We start from the raw sequence: 22,282 nt of genomic DNA on the forward strand, positions 1-22,282 counted from the left end.
CTCAGGACACCGCGATAAACAAGGTGCGCAGTTCCTGGAGCTGATCGCGCAGGCCAGCAGCCTGTTCGAACTCCAGGTTTTGCGCATGCTGCTGCATCTGCCCTTCCAGTTCGTGAATCTTTTTCTGCAACGCCTGCGGTGACAACGCCAGGTAAACCGTCTCTGTCTCGGCGGCGTTGCGCTTGCCGGGTTTGGCTTTACCCAGCGTTTTCACCACGTTATTGCCCAGTTCCAGAATATCGGTGATTTTCTTATTCAGGCCCTGCGGTACGATGCCATTCTCTTCGTTGTAGCGCTGCTGCTTCTCACGACGGCGCTCGGTTTCTTCAATGGCGCGCGCCATGGAAGGCGTGATCTTATCGCCGTAGAGGATCGCTTTACCATTGATGTTACGTGCAGCGCGCCCGATGGTCTGGATCAGGGAGCGCTCGGAACGCAAGAAGCCCTCTTTATCGGCATCCAGAATGGCCACCAGCGAGACTTCTGGCATATCCAGCCCTTCACGCAGCAGGTTGATGCCCACCAGCACATCAAATTTGCCCAGGCGCAGGTCGCGAATAATTTCCATGCGCTCGACGGTATCGATGTCAGAGTGCAGATAGCGCACCTTTTCACCGTGTTCTTCCAGGTACTCCGTCAGGTCTTCGGCCATACGTTTGGTGAGCACCGTAACCAGTACGCGTTCATTGACGTTAACGCGCTGGCGGATCTCTGACAGCAAATCGTCCACCTGAGTCGCCACGGGCCGCACCTCAAGGATCGGATCCAGCAGCCCCGTCGGACGCACCACCTGATCGATCACCTCATCGCCCGATTTTTCCAGCTCGTATTTGCCTGGCGTGGCGGAGACATAAATGGTCTGAGGGGCCAGCGCCTCGAACTCTTCAAACTTCATGGGGCGGTTGTCCAGCGCCGAAGGCAGGCGGAAGCCATATTCGACTAACGTCTCTTTACGCGCCCTGTCCCCGCGGTACATGCCGCCAATCTGCGGAATGGTTACGTGCGACTCATCGACGACCAGCAGGCCATCCGCCGGCAGATAGTCAAATAAGGTCGGCGGCGCTTCCCCCGGTCCGCGGCCAGACAGATAGCGGGAGTAGTTTTCGATACCAGAGCAGTATCCCAGCTCCCCCATCATTTCGAGGTCAAACTGCGTCCGTTGGGTAATACGCTGCTCTTCCAGCAGTTTGTTGTTTTCCAGCAGGATCTTGCGCCGTTCGGCCAGTTCAACCTTGATGTCTTCCATGGCCTGCAGGATACGCTCACGCGGCGTGACGTAGTGCGTTTTAGGGTAAATGGTAAAGCGCGGCACTACCGATTCGACCTGACCGGTAAGCGGGTCAAACAGGGACAGCCGCTCCACCTCTTCATCGAATAATTCAACCCGCAGGGCCATATCGTCAGATTCGGCCGGGAAGATATCAATGACTTCGCCCCGGACCCGGAACGTCCCGCGCTGAAACGCCTGATCGTTACGCGTGTACTGTAACTCCGACAGGCGACGCAGGATGCTGCGCTGATCGATAATCATGCCGCGCGTTAAGTGCAGCATCATTTTCAGATACAGATCGGGATCGCCCAGGCCGTAGATGGCAGACACGGAGGCCACAACAATCACGTCGCGCCGTTCCAGCAACGCTTTCGTCGCGGAGAGGCGCATTTGCTCGATATGTTCGTTAACCGACGCATCCTTTTCAATAAAGGTATCCGAACTGGGCACGTAAGCTTCGGGCTGGTAGTAGTCATAGTACGAGACAAAAAACTCTACGGCGTTTTCGGGAAAGAACTCCTTCATCTCGCCATACAGTTGCGCCGCCAGCGTCTTATTAGGAGCCAGCACCATGGTAGGACGATTCAGGTCGGCAATAACGTTAGCAACGGTAAAGGTTTTACCCGATCCAGTTACGCCTAACAGCGTCTGGTGCGCCAGGCCGTCTTCCAGTCCGGCTTCCAGACGGCGGATCGCTTCCGGCTGATCGCCAGAAGGCTTGAAAGCGGAGTTCAGTTTAAAATCTTTACTCATGAATGCGGTTCCTGCAGAAGAAAGACGGCGGGCAGCCCATTATTTTACTCTGCTATGGCAATTTTGCCAGAAAAAAATACTGGATATAATACCAGTGATGATGCACAGTATTGTCGCCAGGTTTTACTTGACTCTGGCACTTTTGCCCAGGCAAACACCCGTTTTTGTTGCGCAAGGTTATCCCCAAGCGACGTATTGATTTAACATTTGTCAAGCCTGTGTCATAAAATTGCAGTTTGATGAATCGCGTCCAATCCGGCAGGCTTGTTTTTTACTAACACACTGATTTTTAATAGGAAGTAAAAAAGCCCAGATTGTCATCATTACGTGACCAGGCCGCGTATTTCCTCGCTTCTAACCTGTTTTCATTATCTAATGCACAAGGTTATCCACAGGAATAGTGGATAACTGATGAGAGGCCTTGGAATATCGGCTGTGCATAATTTTTTCTGCCGCCGCGTTTTGATGAAAAAAAATTTTTTTTAGCGAAATTTTTAACGCCAATAGCGTTGTTTTAGCGCGATGCATGGCGCGCATTCAACGTTGATCGTCTGGCTTTTCAGGTTGCTGTTTTTTACAGCAGACTGCCTGCGCCATTTATGGGCAACTGCACCTGACGCTCATTTTTCCTGCACCCTCATCGCGCTACGCAGTCGTCCCGCCCGTCAATTGTTCACTTTTACTTATATTTAAACCGTCAAAATTCCGCATGTTAAGCGCGCAAACTTCGTTCACTCCGACTCTGGCCCGGTAATTGCATGCTCTGTGATCAGGATGTCATGCGCCACAGCAGCAGTCTTAGCCCTGCTATTCTGGTAGTGCGATTTACCCGTTATGAGCAGCAAAACATTCAGGTTAATTATCTGGAAGGAGCGCGTCAGATGCTAAGTTTACGGTCGGTGAATCAGTTTTACGGAAAAAATCATATTCTCTGGAATGTGGACCTTGACCTGCCCCCCGGCACCTGTACCGGCATACTGGGACGTCCCGGCATGGGAAAAACCACGCTGGTGAACTGCATCATGGGTAAGCTTCCCATCAACAGCGGCACGATTAGCTGGCAGCAGGATGGCTCGCCGCCAGAGGACCTGCTGTCGCAGCCTGCCGATCAACGTGCACGCCAGGGCATTGGTTACGTGCCACAGGGACGACATATTTTCACGCAGATGAGCGTAGAAGATAACTTACTGATTGCCCTGCTGGCAGGCGCTGAATCGCGCGAAAATCACCGGCCTATTCCGGAAATGATTTTTGATCTTCTGCCGGCTCTCTATTCACTGCGTCAACAGCGCAGCGGGGATTTGCCGGTTTACCAGCAGCAGCAACTGGCCCTTGCCCGCGCGCTGGTATTACAGCCACGCCTGCTGATTCTGGATGAGCCCGCCGATGGCATGGCGCCCTGGCTGGAAGAAGAGATGGGTAACCTGATTCGGCGTCTTAACCGGGATTACGGCCTGACGATTCTGCTGCTGGAGCAGCGGGTTTCCCTGATTCGGCGCGTCGCTGACAGCTTTTTGCTGTTGCATCGCGGGCGTAATGTGGCGCAGGGTAACGTCACCCTGCTGGATGACGGTACGCTCGATAAATGGCTGACGATGGCGTGATTAATCCGGTAGCGTCAGATAGTGACCACAGTCCGCCTGCTGGCTGTCATCCGCTAACCAGGGAATGACACCCAGACAAGGCGCGGGCAGACGCTCCTTCAGGGCCGTAAGGTATGCCTGATAGCGCTGGCCGGGCAGCTGAACCGTATTGGCAATCCAGCCAGCCAGTCGCAGTCCACGCGCCCTAATCGCCTCGGCGGTCAGCATGGCATGATTAATACAGCCCAGTTTTACACCCACCACCAAAATCACCGGTAGCCGTTCAGTCTCAACCCAGTCGGCATAGGTTTGCGTCTCAGACAGCGGCGTATACCAGCCGCCCGCGCCTTCAATCAGAATCCAGTCAGCCAGCGGCTCCAGCTCGCGAAGCCCTGCCGATAGCGTTGAAAAGGTAATTGGCCTGCCTTCCTCTGCGCTGACGATATGCGGCGATGTCGGCTCCATAAAGGCCAGCGGATTCACCTGCTCATAGCAGAGCGGCACACTGCTGTAACGTTGCAGCGCCAGCGCATCGCTGTTACGGATGCCTTCTGCGGTTAACGTACAGCCCGAGGCCACCGGTTTGTAGCCCGCACAGCGGTAGCCTGCTGCGCTCGCCGCCTGCAGCAGGGCGCTACTGGCAACGGTTTTACCGACTTCAGTATCGGTACCGGTGATAAACCAGCGTGTCATGATTCACTTACTCCATACATCAAATGATAACTGAGGCGGAAACCCTGTTCGTCCCGTGGCCAGTGAGCTTCAAGCTGTGCCAGACGGCGACGCGTCAGCACATAATCGGCCCGTCCGGCATGCAGATGCGTTGCGCCAATGCCCTTCAGAGAGCGCATGGCGCTGAGCGCATCGGGAAAATGCAGGGTGACGGTTTGCGCGTGACAGCGCAGCCGTTGTGCGGCACAGGCTGCGGCGATCGCCTGCGCCGACAGAAAGCGATTGGCGTGCACATGCGCGTCAAGATGCGACCAGGCCTCGTGAACCTCATGCAGCGATCCCGCGCTCAGCGTTGAAAACAGCATACAGCCGTCGGGTTTCAGCACCCGCGTAAACTGCCTGAGCGCGGCCGGTAAATCATCGCTCCATTGCACCACCAGATTGCTCCATAACAGGTCAATGCTCTGATCGGCTAACGGCAGTGCGTCGATGTCGCCCGCCAGATAATGATGCGCCACCGCGTTTTGCCGGGCCTGATGCAACATCTGCGGCGACAGATCCAGCGCCATGACCTGTTTCCCCCGGTCGCGCCATAGCCGGCTGTACCAGCCGGTGCCACAGCCCGCATCCAGCACCTGTGGACCGGTTTGAGCAGGCACCCATGCCAGCAGCGCATCCCCGCTGATCCGTTGCAGTTCGGCATGCCTGTCGTAACACGACGCCGCGCGCCCAAAGGCTCTGGCTACGGCACGTTTATCAATGTGCAGCGTCATGAAGTGCCTCCAGCAGGACATCAATATCGTCTGGCTGATGTGCGGCGGTCAGCGTGATGCGCAAACGTGCCGTGCCCGGCGGTACGGTAGGCGGACGAATCGCGCTGACCCAGCAACCGGCTTCGGCTAAACGGGCCGACAAGGCCATCGCCTGGGCGTTATCGCCAACAAGTAACGGTTGGATGGCGCTGGATGACGGCATAAGCGACCAGGGCAAGGAGGAGGCGCCCCGGCGGAAATGGGCAATGTTGCGGCTCAGGCGCTGGCGCAGCCCATCGCCTGCCTGCACCTGTTTCAGGGCGGCCAGTAACGCGCTGGCCTGTGCTGGCGGCATGGCGGTTGAGTAGATGAGGTGGCGCGAAAACTGCACAAAATAGTCGGCCGTCGCGTCATCACATAGCAATGCCGCGCCGCTGACGCCAAAGGCTTTACCGAAGGTGACCACCAGCAGTTCGGGCTTAATGCCCTGTTGCCAACAGCTGCCGCGCCCCTGCTCACCTGTGACGCCAATGCCGTGCGCATCGTCAACCAGTAACCAGGCCCCGGCCTCACGCGACTGCGCCGCCAGCGTCTGTAACGGCGCGCTGTCACCATCCATGCTGAAGATCCCTTCCGTGACCACCAGTGTTTGCCCTTCACAGGGCGCACTCAGTCGCACAGCCAGACTGTCCGGATCGTTATGGGCGAAACGACGCAGTTGCGCAGGGCTGTGACTTGCAGCATCCAGCAACGAGGCATGGCTCAGCTTGTCAGCAAGAATGCGATCGTTTTTCCCGGCGAGCAGGTGAATGACCGCCTGGTTGGCGGCAAAGCCGGAAATAAACAGTAATGCCCGGGGATAACCCAGCCACCCAGCCAGTTGCGCTTCCAGGGTGGCATGAAAAGCCTGGAAACCGGTGACATGGCTGGATGCGCCTGCCCCCGCCCCGGCCAGTGCCGCGCCCTGTTGCCATCCGGCAATCACCGCCGGGTGCTGGCTTAACCCAAGATAATCATTACTGGAAAAGTGACGATAATCCCGGCCTGCATAGCGGATCAGGCGCGTCTGACTGGCGTCAACTACGCGCCGTTCGCGCCAGCCCTCTTCAGCACGGCGCTGCGCGAGCGCCTGCTGTATGCGTTGCGGCCAGCCCATTACAGCGCCGCGTTATAGAATTTTTCTGTGTCGGCATTGAGCAGCTGCTCACTGAGCTGCTGCTGTTGCGCATTATCGCCATGGGCGGTCTGGGTATGTTCCGGATTCAGTCCGAGCTTGCGGAACAGCAGCATATCTTTGTCTTCTTCCGGGTTTGGCGTGGTCAGCAGTTTGCAGCCGTAAAAAATCGAGTTAGCCCCGGCCATAAAACACATCGCCTGGGTTTGTTCATTCATCTGTTCGCGGCCCGCCGACAGACGCACGTGCGAGGCAGGCATCATGATGCGGGCGACGGCGATCGTGCGGATAAAATCGAAAGGTTCGACATCGTCATTGTCTGCCAGCGGGGTGCCTTTCACCTTGACCAGCATGTTGATCGGCACGCTTTCCGGCGGCGTCGGTAAGTTGGCCAGCTGCACCAGCAACCCGGCGCGATCATTAACCGTTTCGCCCAGGCCAACAATCCCGCCCGAGCAGACCTTGATACCAGCCTCGCGCACCTTGCCCAGCGTATCCAGTCGTTCCTGATAGCTGCGCGTGGTAATGATGTTGCCGTAAAACTCGGGCGAGGTATCCAGATTGTGGTTATAAAAGTCCAGCCCGGCGCGACCTAAACGCTGGGCCTGGCTGTCGCTCAGCGTTCCCAGCGTCATGCAGGTTTCCATGCCCATTGCTTTCACGCCTTCAACCATTTTTTCCAGATAAGGCATATCGCGATCGCTGGGGTTTTTCCACGCCGCGCCCATGCAGAAGCGGCTGGATCCGGCCGCTTTCGCTTTTTGCGCCGAACGCAGGACCTCATCCACCTCCATCAGGCGCTCTGATTCTAGCCCGGTCTTGTAGCGGGCACTTTGCGGACAGTATTTGCAGTCTTCCGGGCAGGCACCCGTTTTAATCGACAGCAGCGTGCTGACCTGAACCTGACGCGGATCGAAGTGCTGGCGATGTACCTGCTGTGCTTCAAACATCAGTTCAAGAAACGGGCGTTCAAACAGGGCCTGTGCCTGGGCTAGCGTCCAACGTTGTGACATTACGTACTCCAAAAAAGGTGTCATCCCGACAGTTAACGTGGTTATACTTGTAAACTAAATCTTTTTATTTTGGTTTACAACTACGATGTTTACGCTTCAGGACGCCGAATTCGATCGCCAGCATATCTGGCATCCTTACACCTCCATGCAGCAACCGTTGCCCTGTTACCCGGTCGTCGCGGCACAGGGTTACACGCTGCAACTGGCGGATGGGCGCACACTGGTAGACGGGATGTCCTCCTGGTGGGCGGCGATTCATGGTTACAACCATCCACGCCTGAACCAGGCCCTGCAGCAGCAGATGGCTCAGATGTCCCACGTGATGTTCGGCGGGATTACGCATCCCGCCGCGGTGGCGCTGTGTCGTCAGTTAGTGGCGATGACACCTGACGCGCTGGCGTGCGTATTCCTTGCAGACTCCGGCTCCGTTGCCGTCGAAGTGGCAATGAAGATGGCGTTGCAATACTGGCTGGGTCGGGGAGAAACGCGTCAGCAGTTTTTAACCCTCAAGCGTGGCTATCACGGTGATACATTTGCGGCGATGTCGGTGTGCGATCCGGATAATTCCATGCACAGCCTGTGGCGCGGCTATCTGCCCGAGCACCATTTTGCCGAGGCGCCGCAATGTGGTTTTGACGCGGCCTGGAATGAAGAAGATTTTCAGGATTTCGCCCGGCTGATCGAACAGCATCAGCATCAGTTGGCCGCGGTGATTCTGGAGCCCATCGTACAGGGCGCGGGCGGCATGCGTTTTTACCATCCGCGCTACCTGCAGAAGGTGCGCGAGTGGTGTGATCGTTACGGCATCCTGCTGATCGCTGATGAAATCGCCACGGGCTTTGGCCGCACCGGCACGCTGTTTGCCTGCGAACATGCGGCGATCACACCGGACATCCTGTGCGTCGGCAAAGCCCTGACCGGCGGCACGATGAGCCTGGCCGCCACGCTGACCACACGTGATGTCGCCGATACCATCAGCCGCAGTCCGGCGGGCTGCTTTATGCATGGCCCAACCTTTATGGGCAATCCGCTGGCGTGCGCCGTGGCGGCGGAGAGCCTGAAAATGGTACAGGAAGGCCACTGGCGCGGGCAGGTCAGCGCTATCGAGCGTCAGCTTCAGGCGGGACTGACGCCACTGCGCCAGTCGCCAGCGGTAGCCGATGTTCGTGTGCTGGGCGCGATTGGCGTGGTAGAAACTCACCGTCCAGTGAATATGGCCGCCCTGCAGCAGTTTTTCGTCAGTCAGGGCGTCTGGATTCGGCCCTTTGGTCGTCTGATCTACCTGATGCCGCCCTATATCATCGCGCCTGAAGCACTGGATACGCTGATCCAGGCCATGGCCGCAGCCCTGGCGAACCCCGGCCATTTTCTGCGTTGAGCCCTGAAGGCTGGACGTCCAGGCGGTTTTGGTTAAGATGAAGACGCAGTCACCATAAACCCAAGGAGATGTGATGCGAGTTTATAGTCAGGATTTACACGACGGCGACAAAATGCCGGAAAAGCATGTTTTCAACGGGATGGGCTATCAGGGCGAAAATGTGTCACCGCATCTTGCCTGGGAAGACGCGCCGGAAGGCACAAAAAGTTTTGTCGTGACCTGTTTCGATCCTGATGCCCCGACCGGCTCAGGCTGGTGGCACTGGGTGGTCGCCAATCTTCCGGCCGATACCACATCGCTGCCGCAGGGTGCGGGTTCCGGTAAAGCCGCCTTACCTGCAGGTGCCGTGCAAACCCGCACAGATTTCGCCCAGGCCGGGTACGGCGGGGCCGCGCCACCGGCGGGTGAAACGCACCGCTACATTTTTAGCGTCCATGCGCTGGATGTGGAGAGCATTGAGGTCGATGCAGGCGCCAGCGGCGCGATGGTGGGCTTCAACGTGCATTTTCACGTATTAGCCAGCGCGTCATTGACCGTTCATTACGTCTGATTGCGCGTGCTCTTCTGCCGCTCCCGCCCGGGAGCGGCAACGCTGAACGTTAAGCCAGCTGATGTACCACAACCCACATTGGGCCCTGTCCAACGGCATAACGGCCGACAGGTTCAAGTTGCCCTTGCGGTTGAGTAATGCGGTATACCTCAATGTGATGCGACTTCTGTCCTGCCGCCACCAGATACTGGCCCGTGTGGTCGATATTGAAGCCCCGCGGCTGCGTTTCGGTCGGCTGGAACCCCTCCACCGTCAGTAGCGCGCCATCTTCACTCACGCTGAACACCGTAATGGTGCTGCTGGTGCGATCGCAGGCGTACAGGAAACGTCCGTCCGGCGTCAGGTGAATATCGGCGGCCCAGCGCGTACCGGTAAAATCAGGCGGCATCATATCGAGCGTTTGCACCGATTCCATTTTGCCGTGTGCATTCTTCAGTGACCAGACTTCGACCGTGCTGTTAAGTTCATTAACGCTGTAGGCGTACTGGCCGTTGGCATGAAACGCCATATGACGCGGGCCCGCGCCCTCTGCCGTAGTGACCTGTTGTTGGGAATGCGGCGTTAACTGACCGTCCGCCCCGAGGTTAAACAGGCAGATGCGATCCTGTTTGAGCGCGGGCACATATAACGTGCTGTCGGCATTATCGATGTTCGCAGAGTGGCAACCTGCCAGACCGTCGATCACCTGGCTCGGAGCCTGGGGCACACCGTCAGCGCCGATGGGGCTGATGCTGACGCAGGCATCATTGTAGGAGCCACAAAACAGGAAACGGCCAGCGTGATCGGTGGAGATGTGGGTGGGGCTGCCCGGCAACGGCGCCTGCCCCGCTTCCGTTAAGGTGCCATCCTGCGCAATACGAAATGCCAGCACGCGGAAATCCGGACGCACGCCCACATACAAGAAATCTTTTTTCGGACTGACCACCATAGGCTGAACCTGACCGGCGATATCCGTTACCTGCAGTAGCGTCAAGGTGCCCTCATCGTTCAACTGCCAGACATGGATTTGTTGACTCTCGGGACTGGCGGTGTAGACAACCTGCTTCATGTATTCTCCTTTTTCGCTGACTCATGTTGTTCTGCAGGTCACTGTAGCGCGTTTTTTTCTGTCTCGCTGGAATGATTTGTGCCCTGATTTTTGTTTCCGGGCCACAGTCAGGTGTAGACTTGCTGTTTCGCTAACCTATCCAGATGAGAGGATTAATGAGCTATCGTGTAATCGCCCTCGACCTTGACGGCACGCTGTTGACCCCGACGAAAACCATTCTGCCCCAATCCACAGAAGCGATTACCCAGGCGCGCAAAGCGGGCATCAAGGTGATTATCGTGACCGGACGCCATCACTGTGCCATTCATCCTTTCTACCAGACGCTCAATCTGGATACGCCCGCAATCTGCTGTAACGGGACCTACCTGTACGATTATCCGGCGAAAAAAGTCCTGGCTGCCGATCCGCTCGATACCGACGTTGCGGTACGTGTGATCGAGATGCTGGATGAACATCATATTCACGGTCTGCTGTATGTGGACGATGCGATGCTCTATCAAACGCCGACCGGCCATGTGATTCGTACGCTGAAATGGAGTGAGTCATTACCTCCATATCAGCGTCCGGTGTTCAGACAGGTGGACAGCCTGGCGCAGGCCGCCAGAGAGGCGCAGTCGATCTGGAAGTTTGCCCTGTCTCACGACAACACAGCAGCGTTGCAGCAGTTTGCGCAGCGTACGCAAGACGAGCTGGGTCTGGCCTGCGAATGGTCCTGGCACGATCAGGTCGACGTTGCCCGCGGCGGCAACAGCAAAGGCAAGCGCCTGGCGCAGTGGGTCGAATCTGTCGGGCTGACAATGCAGGACGTCATTGCCTTCGGCGACAACTACAACGGTCTGAGCATGCTGGAAACGGTGGGGCTGGGCGTGGCCATGGGCAATGCGGATGACGCCATTAAAGCCCGGGCGAAGAGGGTCATCGGTACGAATCTGGAAACCGGCATTGCCGAGACGCTTTATCAGCTCGTTCTGTAAGTTTCACTGACCCGGTGAGTACGGTTTCAGCGGGTCATTCCGGTGTGACAGAGACGCTTTTAATCTGTGCGTACAGCCACTGCTCCGGGCGAATGTTAAGTTCGTCCCGGGCCCAGGGAGAGATGCGCGCCCAGAGTTCGCTGATACCGATGCGCAGCTTAACCTCCACCTGATCGCCCACCTCAATTAACTCCACCACCTGTGCTGGCAGCACATTGCGAACAGAGCTGTGTTTTGCCGGTTGCAGCGTCAGCGAAACATCGGCCGACGCAATCCGTATCCGTAACGGCGTTTTGACCGGCTGATTTACCCGACTGACCCAGATATGCTGATCGCCCAACGATAACGCCGTCATCGGGTAATCTGGATGATGCTCTAGCACCTGAACGCGCAGTACGCTGGTCAGATCGCTGACCGGCAGCCAGGGGCGCATCGCACTGCTGCTCCAGACCCGCTCCAGCGGGCCAAAGGCCTTCACCTTACCGTGATCCAGAACCAGCACCGTCTCGGCCAGTTGCAGAATTTCGTCGAGGCTGTGAGAAACGTACAGCACCGGGATATCCACCTGCTTTGCCAGTTTTTGCAGATAAGGCATCAGCTCACGCTTGCGCGGCAAATCCAGCGAGGCCAGGGGTTCATCCATTAACAGGATATCAGGGGCGCTGAGCAACGCCCGCCCGATGGCCACCCGCTGCTTTTCGCCGCCCGAGAGTGAAAGCGGAAAGCGGTCCAGTAAGGGTTCGAGTCCCAGTAAGTCCACCAGCGTGTCAAACTGCCCTTTCATACTGGCTGCCAGGCCATAGCGTAAGTTACCCCGGACACGATAGTGCGGAAACAGTCGCGCCTCCTGGAAAACGTAACCCACGTTGCGCTTTTCAGGCGGCAAGGCAATCTGCTGTTCGGCGTCAAACAACACACGGTCATGCAGCTGAATGCGCCCGCGCTGCGGCCGGGTCAGCCCCCCAATCGCGTTGATTAACGAGGTTTTACCCGCACCCGACACGCCAAATATTGCCGTGATGCCGTTGGCGGGAACCGTCACGTTGATTTCCAGCTCGTGTTCGCCCAGCCGTTGTGTGAAATCGAGCGTCAGCATCCGGCCCCCATCCGTTTCCGGCCCCATTGCGCCAGCCATTCAGACACCAGCAAGGAGGCCAGTGCCAGCACCACCGCGATAACGCACAGACGCGCAGCGGCCCCTTCGGCCCCGGGCGTTTCAATCAGCGTATACATCGCCAGCGGCAGCGTGCGCGTTTCGCCAGGAATGTTGGAAACAAATGTAATAGTGGCACCGAATTCCCCCAGCGAGCGGGCAAAGGCCAGCACCGTACCGACGATAATACCGGGCAGCGTTAACGGCAGCGTAATGGTAAAAAAGACCCGCCAGCGGCCCGCGCCCAGCGTCCGGGCCGCCTGTTCCAGCCGGATATCCACGGCGTCCAGCGCCAGGCGAATGGCCCGCACCATGAGCGGAAAGGCAATCACCGCCGACGCCAGTGCCGCACCGCGCCAGCTAAACGCGAAGCTAAAGCCGAACCATTCATACAGCTTTTCACCAATAAAGCCGCGTCGGCCCAAGCCAATCAGTAACAGATAACCGACCACCACCGGCGGCAGCACCAGCGGCAGGTGAATCACACCGTCCAGAAGCGCTTTACCCGGAAACTGGCAGCGGACCAGAACCCATGCCATAAGGATGCCGAAGGGCAGACTGCACAGGACGGCAATGCCGGAGACCTGCAGGCTGAGCATCACGGCCTGCCATTCAACATCACTGAGTATCATTTTTTAGGCGTGAATCCGTATTGGGTAAACACTGCGGCCGCTTCCGGCCCTTTCAGGTAGTTATAAAAAGCCTTAACGGCCGCGTTGTCGTGATCTTTAACAATCGCGACAGGATATTCGACCGGTTTATGGCTGTCTTCCGGAAAGGTGCCGACCACCTGGACTTTTTGGCTGGCGACCGCATCAGAGCCGTACACAATGCCGTAAGGCGTTTCATTACGTTCCACCAGGGCCAGGGCGGCACGCACATTGTTGGCGCGCGCCAGCACAGGTGACAGTGAAGACCAGGCACCCAGCTTCTCAAGTGCCTCTTTGGCATAGATGCCCGCCGGCACATGATCGGGATCGCCGACCGCCAGACGTTCGCCTTTCAACAGACGTTTCCAGTCGGTTTTATCGTTAATCGTTACCGGCCTGGCGTTCTCACTGCGTGGCGCTATCAGAACCAGATCGTTGCCCAACAAGGTATAGCGGGTTGTGTCGATCATGCTTTTTTTTGCGACCGCATCATCCATCCACTGCTGATCGGCTGAGATAAACAGATCGGCGGGCGCGCCCTGCTCAATCTGACGGGCCAGGACTGACGACGAGGCAAATGACGACACCACCTCTGTCCCATGTGTTTTCTTATAGTGTGCCGCAATATCGTTAAGCGCATTGGTCAGTGAGGCCGCCGCAAAGACGGTGATTTTATCGGCTGCAAGCGCCGGAACGGCCAGTGACAGGGCAATTACGGCGGCAGTTGCGGAACGTAGTAAGGTTAAACGCATGATTTTTCTCCAGTGATCGTTATATATAAAATAATACAGCGAACGGCCTGACAGCCAGACAAAATGATTAAAAGAGGAAGAAAAGCGTGGACGTAAAACAGCAACGTCCGTGCTGAGACGGACGTTGCAGGAGGATTAATGCTGAGAGCGGGCGTTAGTGTTGTCGCGGCGACCCGTTTTAGAGATGAGGTTAAACACTTCACCCAGACCGTAAATCAGGCCTAACATAATCGCCATAACCACAGGTACCATAATCACTGCCACGGCGAGGCTTTTAATGAGTTCCAGCATGGAAAGTCCCACTTTGCGGATAAAAAAGAGATTGTAACGGCTCAGTAAAAATTTGCGCAGACCTTTTCGTGCTTTTACTTTGAGGCGCAAAGCTCGTTATCATCAGCCCGATCACGCGACTTACCCTTTGCAGGAGCCACCATGCAAGCCGACCTCACCCTTCATATTCGCCTGCAGCAGAAACTGTTTGCCGATCCCCGCCGCATTGCCTTGCTGCAACGCGTGCAGCAAACCGGCTCCATCAGTCAGGGCGCTAAACTGGCGGGCATCAGTTACAAAAGCGCCTGGGACGCCATCAGCGACATGAACCACCTGGCCGGGCAGGAAGTCGTGGCACGCGCGACCGGGGGCAAAGGCGGTGGCGGCGCGCAGTTAACCCGCTACGGTGAACGACTGGTACAGCTGTTTGGCCTGATGGAAAAGATTCAGCAACATGCCTTCGATGCGCTGCAGCAGGATACCCTGCCGCTCGACAGCTTACTCGCGGCTATCGCCCGCTCCTCCCTGCAAACCAGTGCACGTAATCAACTGTTTGGTACCGTCGTGCACAATGATGCTCAGCAGGTGATACAACATCTGACGATTCTGCTTGCCGATGGCGTGACGCGGCTCAACATTGCCCTGACCGAGCGCAGCGCAGAACGGCTGAATTTGCACGCCGGAAAAGAGGTACTGGTATTAATCAAGGCCCCGTGGGTCAGTGTGCATACCGCGCCCACTGATGCCGAGAATCAGCTTGCCGCAACGCTGACCGCTATCGAAAAAGGCCAGCAGGTGAGTGAAGTGCTGATGACCTTACCCAGTGGCGAAACGTTGTGTGCCACGCTGGATAACCGTGAAACGGAACAGCGTCAGCTTCACATCGGCATGAATGTTATCGCCAGCTTCAGCGCCAGTCATGCGATTGTTGCCTCACTGCGGTGATTTTCACCGGCCGGTTTGACATCCCTGTTTGCAGTCGCTAAAACGTCAGTTAACGCTGCATAAAATGGAACAAATCATGGCTTCATTGCAAATTTCGCAAGGCATATTTCACCTTAATGATACCCGGGTGCTGTCCCTGGCCGATGTGCATCTTCGCCGGGGTGAGCGCTGGGCGTTTGTTGGCGCAAACGGCAGCGGCAAGTCCTCGCTGGCACGCGCGCTTTCAGGCGAGCTTCCCCCGTTATCGGGTAAGGTGACGCACGATTTTCAGCGCCCGTGGCGCCTGTCGCTGGAGCAGCTACAGAAGCTGGTCGCCGAGGAATGGCAACGTAACAATACCGATTTACTCAGCGAAGGTGAGGACGACAGCGGCCGCACCACGGCGGAAATTATTCAGGATGCGGTGAAAGATGCCGCACGCTGTGAACGTCTGGCGGCGCAGTTTGGCATCAGTAGTCTGCTCAGTCGCCGCTTTAAATACCTGTCCACAGGCGAGACGCGAAAAACGCTGCTGTGCCAGGCGCTGATGGCACAGCCTGATCTGCTGATTCTGGATGAACCTTTTGACGGCCTGGATGTGGATTCCCGCGCGAATCTGACGGCCACCTTAGCAACGCTGCATGAGGCTGACGTCACGCTGGTGCTGGTGCTGAACCGCTTTGACGATATTCCGGATTATGTCGATCAGGTGGGCGTTCTGGCCGAATGCAGCCTGACGCAGGTCGGGCCACGCGAGACCATTCTGGCCCAGACGCTGGTCGCGCAGTTGGCTCGCAGTGAACAGCTGGACGGTATGGCGTTGCCGGAGGCCGATGTGCCCGATCAGTTGCCCGCGTTGGCGGATGATGCGCCGCGCGTGATCCTGCGCAACGCGGTGGTGTCCTATAACGATCAGCCCGTGATCAACGGCCTGAACTGGCAGGTGAATCCCGGTGAGCACTGGCACATCATTGGCCCCAATGGCGCGGGTAAATCCACCTTACTGAGCCTGGTGACGGGCGATCATCCGCAGGGTTACAGCAATGATTTAACCCTGTTCGGCATTCGCCGCGGCAGCGGCGAGACCATCTGGGACATCAAGCAGCATATCGGCTATGTCAGCAGCAGCCTGCATCTGGACTACCGGGTCAGCGTGAATGTGCGCACCGTGATTTTATCGGGCTTTTTCGATTCGATTGGTCTCTATCAGGCTGTATCTGACCGCCAGATGGCGCTGGCGCAACAGTGGCTGGCGCTGACAGGGATGGATAATGCGATGGCGAATGCGCCGTTCCACAGTTTGTCCTGGGGGCAACAACGGCTGCTCTTAATCGCCCGCGCGCTGGTTAAGCATCCCACGTTATTGATCCTTGACGAGCCCTTGCAGGGGCTGGATCCGCTTAACCGGCAACTGGTGCGCCGCTTTGTGGATATTCTGATTGGGGAAGGCCGGACCCAGCTGCTGTTTGTTTCGCATCATGCCGAAGATGCCCCGCACTGTATTACGCATCGCCTGCATTTTCTCCATGATGGCACAGGCGGCTACCGTTATCAGCAAGATGTGATCTGACACAACCCTGCCGTGCAAACGGCGGGGATATTATCTGCAATGTAAACGCTACCATTTAAAACCCCATTCCATGACCATAATGTGCCTTTTCGCCTTTAAATAAGAATAGTCATCTTGTGTAAACGATACCATTTATTCAGACTTGATCACGCTTTCATGCCATTTGATGTGCTATTTTTTAGCGATGATTTTTTTATTTTGACGCTGACCAGGATGTGACATGCAAAAATTTAACCCGGTCGATCATCCCCATCGCCGTTACAATCCCCTGACTGACCAATGGATTCTGGTTTCACCTCACCGGGCCAAACGTCCCTGGCAGGGTGCGCAGGAAACGCCCGCGGTAAATGCCCTGCCGTCACACGATCCAGACTGTTTTCTGTGTGCAGGAAATACGCGCATTACCGGCGATGTGAACCCGGATTACAAAGGTACGTACGTTTTTACCAATGACTTTGCTGCGCTGATGACGGATACGCCGGATGCACCCGAAAGCGATGATCTCCTGATACGTTGCGAAAGCGCGCGCGGAACCAGCCGCGTGATTTGCTTTTCGCCCGATCACAGTAAAACGTTGCCTGAAATGTCCCTGAGCGCGCTGGAAGAGGTCGTGCGCACCTGGCAGGAACAGACCGCAGAGCTGGGCCAGCATTATCCGTGGGTGCAGGTGTTTGAGAACAAAGGCGCCGCCATGGGCTGTTCGAATCCGCATCCGCATGGCCAGGTCTGGGCCAACAGCTTCCTGCCTAACGAGGCCCAGCGCGAAGATGACCATCAACGTCAGTATTTTGCAAAAACCGGCTCACCACTGCTGGTGGATTACTGTGCGCGTGAACAGCAAGACGGCAGCCGCACCGTAGTGGAAACCGAGCACTGGATCGCCGTGGTGCCGTGGTGGGCCGCCTGGCCCTTTGAAACCCTGCTACTGCCCAAAGCGCACGTGAAACGCATGACTGATTTGAGCGAGGCGCAACGCAACGATCTGGCGAAAGCCCTTAAGCTGCTGACCAGCCGCTATGACAACCTGTTCCAGTGCGCCTTCCCCTACTCCATGGGCTGGCACGGTGCGCCGTTTAACGGCGAGGAAAACGCCCACTGGCAACTTCATGCCCATTTTTATCCGCCGCTGCTGCGTTCAGCCACGGTGCGCAAATTTATGGTCGGCTACGAGATGCTGGCTGAAACCCAACGCGATTTAACCGCGGAGCAGGCAGCAGAACGTCTGCGCGCCGTGAGTGACATTCATTTCCGTGAGGCACAACAATGAGCTTAAAAACCATCACGCAGCAGGTCTTTACCGACACCTTTGGCTATGCGCCCACTCACACGATTCAGGCACCCGGCCGCGTCAACCTGATTGGCGAGCATACGGATTATAACGATGGTTTCGTTTTGCCTTGTGCCATTGACTACCAAACCGTTATCGCCTGTGCCAGACGCGACGATCGTCAGGTACGCGTTGTGGCCGTGGATTACGATCAGGCGCAGGACAGCTTCTCACTGGACGATCCCATTACCAGCGTGAGCGAACCGATGTGGGCAAACTATGTGCGCGGCGTGGTGAAGCATTTGCAGAAGCGCGCGCCTGATTTTAACGGCGTGGATATGGTGATTAGCGGTAACGTGCCTCAGGGCGCGGGCCTCAGCTCCTCTGCCTCGCTGGAAGTGGCCGTCGGGACCGTTTTTCAGCAGTTGTTCAACCTGCCGCTGGATGGCGCCGCCATTGCGGTAAACGGTCAGGAGGCGGAGAACCAGTTCGTGGGCTGTAACTGCGGCATTATGGATCAGCTGATTTCCGCGCTGGGGCAAAAAGATCATGCCATGCTGCTGGATTGCCGCTCACTCGGCACCAAACCGGTTTCCCTGCCGGAAGACGTGGCCGTGGTGATCATTAACTCTAATTTCCGCCGAAACCTGGTGGGCAGCGAATACAATACCCGCCGCCAGCAGTGTGAAACCGGTGCGCGCTTCTTTAATAAGAAAGCACTACGCGATGTCGGCCTGGCGGAATTTGAGGCGGCGGTCGCGCAGTTAGATCCTGACGTCGCGAAGCGCGTGCGCCATGTCATTACCGAAAATGCCCGTACGCTGGAAGCCGCAGAGGTGCTTTCGCGTGGCGATTTAACGCGCATGGGGGAACTGATGGCGGAATCGCATGCCTCAATGCGTGATGACTTTGAAATCACCGTGCCGCCTGTCGACACGCTGGTTGAAATTGTTAAAGCCGAGATCGGCAATCGTGGTGGTGTCCGTATGACCGGTGGCGGCTTCGGGGGCTGTATCGTTGCGCTGATGCCGCTTGAGCTGGTTGATCAGGTGCAGGCCGCCGTCGCCAGCCAGTACGAAGCTAAAACGGGCATCAAGGAGACCTTCTACGTGTGTAAAGCTTCAGAAGGAGCAGGTCAATGTTAAGCGATGTCAATTCCCATGCGCCGGATGGTCAACCATGGCGCATCACCGTGCTGCGTAATGCGCACGGAATGGTGGCCACCTTTATGGACTGGGGAGCAACCTGGCTGTCGGCGCGCGTGCCACTTCAGGACGGCAGCGTGCGCGAGGCCCTCTTAGGCTGTGCCACGCCGTCCGATTATCTGCATCAGGACGCCTATCTGGGGGCGACCGTTGGCCGTTATGCTAACCGTATCGCCGGGGCAAAACTCAATACCCTCAACCGACAACTGCTCGCCAACCAGGGTGAGCATCAGTTACACGGTGGTCCGGACGGGTTCGATAAACGCCGCTGGCAGATTATCAGCCAGTCAGAAAACGAAGTGCATTATCGTCTGGATTCGCCTGACGGCGATCAGGGCTATCCGGGAAATCTGATCGCGGATTTGCGCTATGTGCTGGATGACGATAACTGCCTGTCCATCCACTATGAAGCCCGGTGCGATCAACCCTGTCCGGTGAATCTCACTAACCATGCTTACTTTAATCTTGATGCGCATCATGGCGATGCGCGCCAGCATCGCTTACAACTGCACGCCGATCGTTATCTGCCCGTCGATAGCGAGGGTATTCCCAACGGCCCGCTGAAAGCCGTGGACGGCACCAGCTTTGACTTCCGTCAGGCCAAAAGCCTGGCACAGGATTTCCTTGCCGATGCCGATCAACAGGCGGTTAAAGGCTACGATCATGCCTTTCTACTTAACAGCGCGGGCGATGCAAGCCAGCCCGCAGCAGCGTTATGGTCGCAGGACGGCAAGCTGCAGTTAAGTGTAACGACGTCGGCCCCTGCCCTGCAGCTTTACAGCGGCAACTATCTGGCTGGCACGCGCGCCCGGGAGCAGGAAAGCTATACTGCTTACCAGGGGATTGCGCTGGAGAGTGAGTTTTTACCGGATTCGCCCAATCATCCCGAGTGGCCACAGGATGATTGCTGGCTGCAGCCGGGGGATCGTTGGGAATCCGTTACGCGCTATCGTTTTACCTCACACTGAGCCGCCGGGTGAAAAACGCGCAGTGCGTCACAGACAGACTTACGCAGTGCGCTGTTTTCCGCTATGGTAGAGCGCAATGGTCGGCCAGCGGGCTGGCGACAACAGGTTTCCATTATCTCAGAAACATCAAGTATTAAGGAGTTAAGCTATGGCTGTAACTAAGCTGGTTCTGGTGCGACACGGCGAAAGCCAGTGGAACAACGAAAACCGCTTCACCGGATGGTATGATGTAGACCTTTCTGACAAAGGCCGTACCGAAGCTAAAGCAGCCGGACAGCTGCTGAAGAAAGAAGGTTTCGTGTTCGATTTCGCCTACACCTCCGTGCTGAAACGCGCCATCCATACCCTGTGGAATATTCTGGATGAGCTGGATCAGGCCTGGCTGCCCGTTGAAAAATCCTGGCGTCTGAACGAGCGTCACTATGGTGCGTTACAGGGGCTGGATAAAGCTGAAACCGCCGCTAAATATGGTGACGAGCAGGTCAAACAGTGGCGTCGTGGCTTTGCCGTGACCCCGCCGGAGCTGGATCGCAGTGATGAGCGTTTCCCGGGACACGATCCGCGTTATGCGTCATTGTCCCCTGAGCAACTGCCTACCACGGAAAGTCTGGCACTGACCATCGATCGCGTTATTCCTTACTGGAACGAAAGCATCCTGCCACGCATTAAAAGTGGTGAGAAAGTGATTATCGCCGCACACGGCAACTCACTGCGCGCGCTGGTGAAATACCTGGATAACATGAGCGAAGACGAGATTCTTGAGCTGAATATCCCAACCGGCGTTCCGCTGGTTTACGAATTCGACGAGAACTTCAAGCCCGTCAAACACTACTACCTGGGGGACGCCGATGAGATCGCAGCGAAAGCGGCGGCCGTGGCAAACCAGGGTAAAGCGAAGTAATGTACTGACCTGTAAAAAGGGCCAGACTGCGATGTCTGGCCCTTTTTTATGGCCTCACGGTTAACCGCGACGCTGTTTGACCGCATCGGCCAGCTGACGTAATACCTTTTCGGTATCTTCCCAGCCGATACAGGCATCGGTCACGCTCTTACCGTAAACCAGCGGTTCACCGCTTTCCAGGCTCTGATTGCCTTCCACCAGATGGCTTTCAATCATCACGCCAATGATGCCGCGCTCGCCATTGATCATCTGCTGTGCCACATCATCAGCCACCTGCATCTGCTTCTGGAACTGCTTGCTGCTGTTTGCGTGACTGAAATCGATCATCACCTGCTGCGGTAAGCCAGCCTTCTCCAGTCCGGCCTTCACGGCACTGACGTGGCTGGCGCTGTAGTTAGGTTCTTTTCCGCCGCGTAGGATGATGTGACAGTCGCTGTTGCCGCGCGTTTCCACAATTGCAGAGTGGCCATATTTGGTCACGGACAAGAAACAGTGCGGTGAACCGGCTGCGTTGATCGCATCAATCGCCACTTTAATGGTGCCATCGGTCCCGTTTTTAAAACCGACCGGGCAGGAAAGACCGGAAGCCAGTTCACGGTGCACCTGCGACTCTGTCGTCCTGGCACCAATAGCGCCCCAGCTCATCAGGTCAGCGACATACTGCGGCGTAATCATGTCCAGGAACTCACCCGCCGCAGGCAGGCCAGAATCGTTAATCTCCAGCAGCAGCTTACGCGCCAGGCGCAGGCCATCATTTAACTGGAAGGTGCCATCCATATAGGGATCGTTGATCAGCCCTTTCCAGCCAACGGTGGTACGCGGTTTTTCAAAGTAAACGCGCATTACCACTTCCAGCTCGCCCTTCAGCTGCTCACGCAGGTTTAACAGACGTGCAGCATACTCTTTTGCGGCCTCGGTATCGTGGATAGAGCAGGGTCCAATTACCACCAGCAGCCGATCATCGGCCCCGTTCAGGATCTGGTGAATGGCCTGACGCGCCTGAGAAACGGTTTGCGCGGCACGTTCGGTTGCAGGAAATTTTTCCAGCAGGGCAACGGGGGGCAACAGCTCTTTTATCTCTTTAATGCGTAAATCATCATTCTGGTAATTCATACTGATTCCATATAATTTCTGGCCCGGCGCGCGCCGGGCTCAACCCAGCCAATGTAGCCGGAAGCGCAGAGGGTGTAAATTCTGAATCCATGTAAAATGCATGTGTAAAATTTGCATAAATGGGTTATGCGTCTAGACTTTTAAGGGTAACTACTGAGGATCGGTGGCTTACGTTTATTAATACCTGTCTTTAAGCTAACCAGCGAAATTTTATTTGTAAGCGTCACATTTAAACCGTCTGTGCAGCGGGCTCCGGTTCCGGGAAAATAGTGTCCATCATTTTTTAATGGACACTATCGCGTGAAACACCGGACATGGCTCCTTGAGGCGCTTCGCCTCCAT

General features: G+C 56.6%; 21 protein-coding genes. 10 read left to right on the top strand and 11 right to left on the bottom strand.

The features are described 5' to 3' along the window. Position 1: 1 nt before the first annotated feature. Positions 2–2,023 (bottom strand): excinuclease ABC subunit UvrB, encoded by a 2,022-nt coding sequence (uvrB, locus tag F7Q90_RS15630; RefSeq protein ID WP_006118507.1) that lies wholly within the window; start codon positions 2,021–2,023, stop codon positions 2–4. Between the two features lie 881 nt (positions 2,024–2,904). On the opposite strand from uvrB, the gene F7Q90_RS15635 reads away from it, so the two are divergent. Then, positions 2,905–3,627 carry an ABC transporter ATP-binding protein gene (locus F7Q90_RS15635; RefSeq protein ID WP_033737785.1) on the top strand — a complete coding sequence of 241 codons (723 nt, stop codon included), beginning with the start codon at positions 2,905–2,907 and terminating at the stop codon, positions 3,625–3,627. Here the strand turns inward: F7Q90_RS15635 and bioD are convergent, their stop codons facing one another. The 4 genes from bioD to bioB are packed head-to-tail and all read right to left on the bottom strand — an operon-like array spanning position 3,628 to position 7,217. Further along, a complete protein-coding gene (bioD, locus tag F7Q90_RS15640) occupies positions 3,628–4,299 on the bottom strand; it encodes a dethiobiotin synthase (protein WP_006118505.1) in 672 nt (223 codons plus the stop codon). After that, the gene (gene bioC / locus F7Q90_RS15645; protein ID WP_006118504.1) at positions 4,296–5,051 is read right to left on the bottom strand and encodes a malonyl-ACP O-methyltransferase BioC; all 756 of its coding nucleotides are present in this window, start codon (positions 5,049–5,051) and stop codon (positions 4,296–4,298) included. The genes bioD and bioC overlap by 4 nt, the downstream gene beginning before the upstream one ends. Next, the gene (bioF, locus tag F7Q90_RS15650; RefSeq protein ID WP_006118503.1) at positions 5,035–6,186 is read right to left on the bottom strand and encodes an 8-amino-7-oxononanoate synthase; all 1,152 of its coding nucleotides are present in this window, start codon (positions 6,184–6,186) and stop codon (positions 5,035–5,037) included. The genes bioC and bioF overlap by 17 nt, the downstream gene beginning before the upstream one ends. Continuing rightward, positions 6,186–7,217 (bottom strand): biotin synthase BioB, encoded by a 1,032-nt coding sequence (gene bioB, locus F7Q90_RS15655; RefSeq protein WP_006118502.1) that lies wholly within the window; start codon positions 7,215–7,217, stop codon positions 6,186–6,188. Before bioB ends, bioF begins: the two co-directional genes overlap by 1 nt. An 85-nt stretch (positions 7,218–7,302) precedes the next feature. Here bioB and bioA point away from each other — a divergent pair, with 85 nt between their 5' ends. Then, on the top strand, positions 7,303–8,595 hold the full coding sequence (bioA, locus tag F7Q90_RS15660; RefSeq protein ID WP_006118501.1) for an adenosylmethionine--8-amino-7-oxononanoate transaminase: 1,293 nt from the start codon (positions 7,303–7,305) through the stop codon (positions 8,593–8,595). A 73-nt stretch (positions 8,596–8,668) separates the two neighbouring features. Further along, positions 8,669–9,145, top strand: a complete 477-nt coding sequence (locus F7Q90_RS15665) for a kinase inhibitor (RefSeq protein ID WP_006118500.1) — start codon at positions 8,669–8,671, stop codon at positions 9,143–9,145. Positions 9,146–9,194: 49 nt separating this feature from the next. On the opposite strand, the gene pgl is transcribed toward F7Q90_RS15665, so the two are convergent. Beyond that, positions 9,195–10,193 (bottom strand): 6-phosphogluconolactonase, encoded by a 999-nt coding sequence (gene pgl, locus F7Q90_RS15670; RefSeq protein ID WP_006118499.1) that lies wholly within the window; start codon positions 10,191–10,193, stop codon positions 9,195–9,197. Between the two features lie 155 nt (positions 10,194–10,348). Between pgl and F7Q90_RS15675 the strand changes: the two genes are divergently transcribed. Then, positions 10,349–11,167, top strand: coding sequence for a pyridoxal phosphatase (locus F7Q90_RS15675; protein ID WP_006118498.1), 819 nt, complete (start codon positions 10,349–10,351; stop codon positions 11,165–11,167). 34 nt (positions 11,168–11,201) lie between these two features. Here F7Q90_RS15675 and modC read toward each other — a convergent pair whose 3' ends face one another. The 4 genes from modC to F7Q90_RS15695 form a co-directional block, all read right to left on the bottom strand. After that, a complete protein-coding gene (modC, locus tag F7Q90_RS15680; RefSeq protein WP_006118497.1) occupies positions 11,202–12,263 on the bottom strand; it encodes a molybdenum ABC transporter ATP-binding protein ModC in 1,062 nt (353 codons plus the stop codon). Beyond that, positions 12,257–12,952, bottom strand: coding sequence for a molybdate ABC transporter permease subunit (gene modB, locus F7Q90_RS15685; RefSeq protein ID WP_006118496.1), 696 nt, complete (start codon positions 12,950–12,952; stop codon positions 12,257–12,259). The genes modC and modB overlap by 7 nt, the downstream gene beginning before the upstream one ends. Further along, positions 12,949–13,722 (bottom strand): molybdate ABC transporter substrate-binding protein, encoded by a 774-nt coding sequence (gene modA / locus F7Q90_RS15690; RefSeq protein ID WP_006118495.1) that lies wholly within the window; start codon positions 13,720–13,722, stop codon positions 12,949–12,951. Before modA ends, modB begins: the two co-directional genes overlap by 4 nt. A 135-nt stretch (positions 13,723–13,857) precedes the next feature. Beyond that, a complete protein-coding gene (locus F7Q90_RS15695; RefSeq protein WP_006118494.1) occupies positions 13,858–14,013 on the bottom strand; it encodes an AcrZ family multidrug efflux pump-associated protein in 156 nt (51 codons plus the stop codon). A gap of 141 nt (positions 14,014–14,154) precedes the next feature. On the opposite strand from F7Q90_RS15695, the gene modE reads away from it, so the two are divergent. From modE to gpmA, 6 genes are all read left to right on the top strand, one after another. Further along, positions 14,155–14,937 (top strand): molybdenum-dependent transcriptional regulator, encoded by a 783-nt coding sequence (modE, locus tag F7Q90_RS15700; protein ID WP_006118493.1) that lies wholly within the window; start codon positions 14,155–14,157, stop codon positions 14,935–14,937. Positions 14,938–15,013: 76 nt separating this feature from the next. Then, a complete protein-coding gene (modF, locus tag F7Q90_RS15705; protein ID WP_006118492.1) occupies positions 15,014–16,486 on the top strand; it encodes a molybdate ABC transporter ATP-binding protein ModF in 1,473 nt (490 codons plus the stop codon). Positions 16,487–16,706: 220 nt separating this feature from the next. Next, entirely contained in the window at positions 16,707–17,753 is a 1,047-nt protein-coding gene (gene galT / locus F7Q90_RS15710) for a galactose-1-phosphate uridylyltransferase (RefSeq protein WP_006118491.1), read from the top strand. Then, positions 17,750–18,898, top strand: a complete 1,149-nt coding sequence (gene galK / locus F7Q90_RS15715) for a galactokinase (RefSeq protein ID WP_006118490.1) — start codon at positions 17,750–17,752, stop codon at positions 18,896–18,898. The genes galT and galK overlap by 4 nt, the downstream gene beginning before the upstream one ends. Next, on the top strand, positions 18,892–19,926 hold the full coding sequence (galM, locus tag F7Q90_RS15720) for a galactose-1-epimerase (protein ID WP_006118489.1): 1,035 nt from the start codon (positions 18,892–18,894) through the stop codon (positions 19,924–19,926). The genes galK and galM overlap by 7 nt, the downstream gene beginning before the upstream one ends. Positions 19,927–20,074: 148 nt before the next feature. Then, entirely contained in the window at positions 20,075–20,827 is a 753-nt protein-coding gene (gene gpmA, locus F7Q90_RS15725; RefSeq protein WP_006118488.1) for a 2,3-diphosphoglycerate-dependent phosphoglycerate mutase, read from the top strand. Positions 20,828–20,887: 60 nt separating this feature from the next. Here gpmA and aroG read toward each other — a convergent pair whose 3' ends face one another. Further along, positions 20,888–21,940 (bottom strand): 3-deoxy-7-phosphoheptulonate synthase AroG, encoded by a 1,053-nt coding sequence (gene aroG / locus F7Q90_RS15730; RefSeq protein ID WP_006118487.1) that lies wholly within the window; start codon positions 21,938–21,940, stop codon positions 20,888–20,890. Between the last annotated feature and the right edge of the window lie 342 nt (positions 21,941–22,282).

It is taken from the genome of Pantoea stewartii subsp. stewartii (genome assembly GCF_008801695.1).
Classification (GTDB): domain Bacteria; phylum Pseudomonadota; class Gammaproteobacteria; order Enterobacterales; family Enterobacteriaceae; genus Pantoea; species Pantoea stewartii.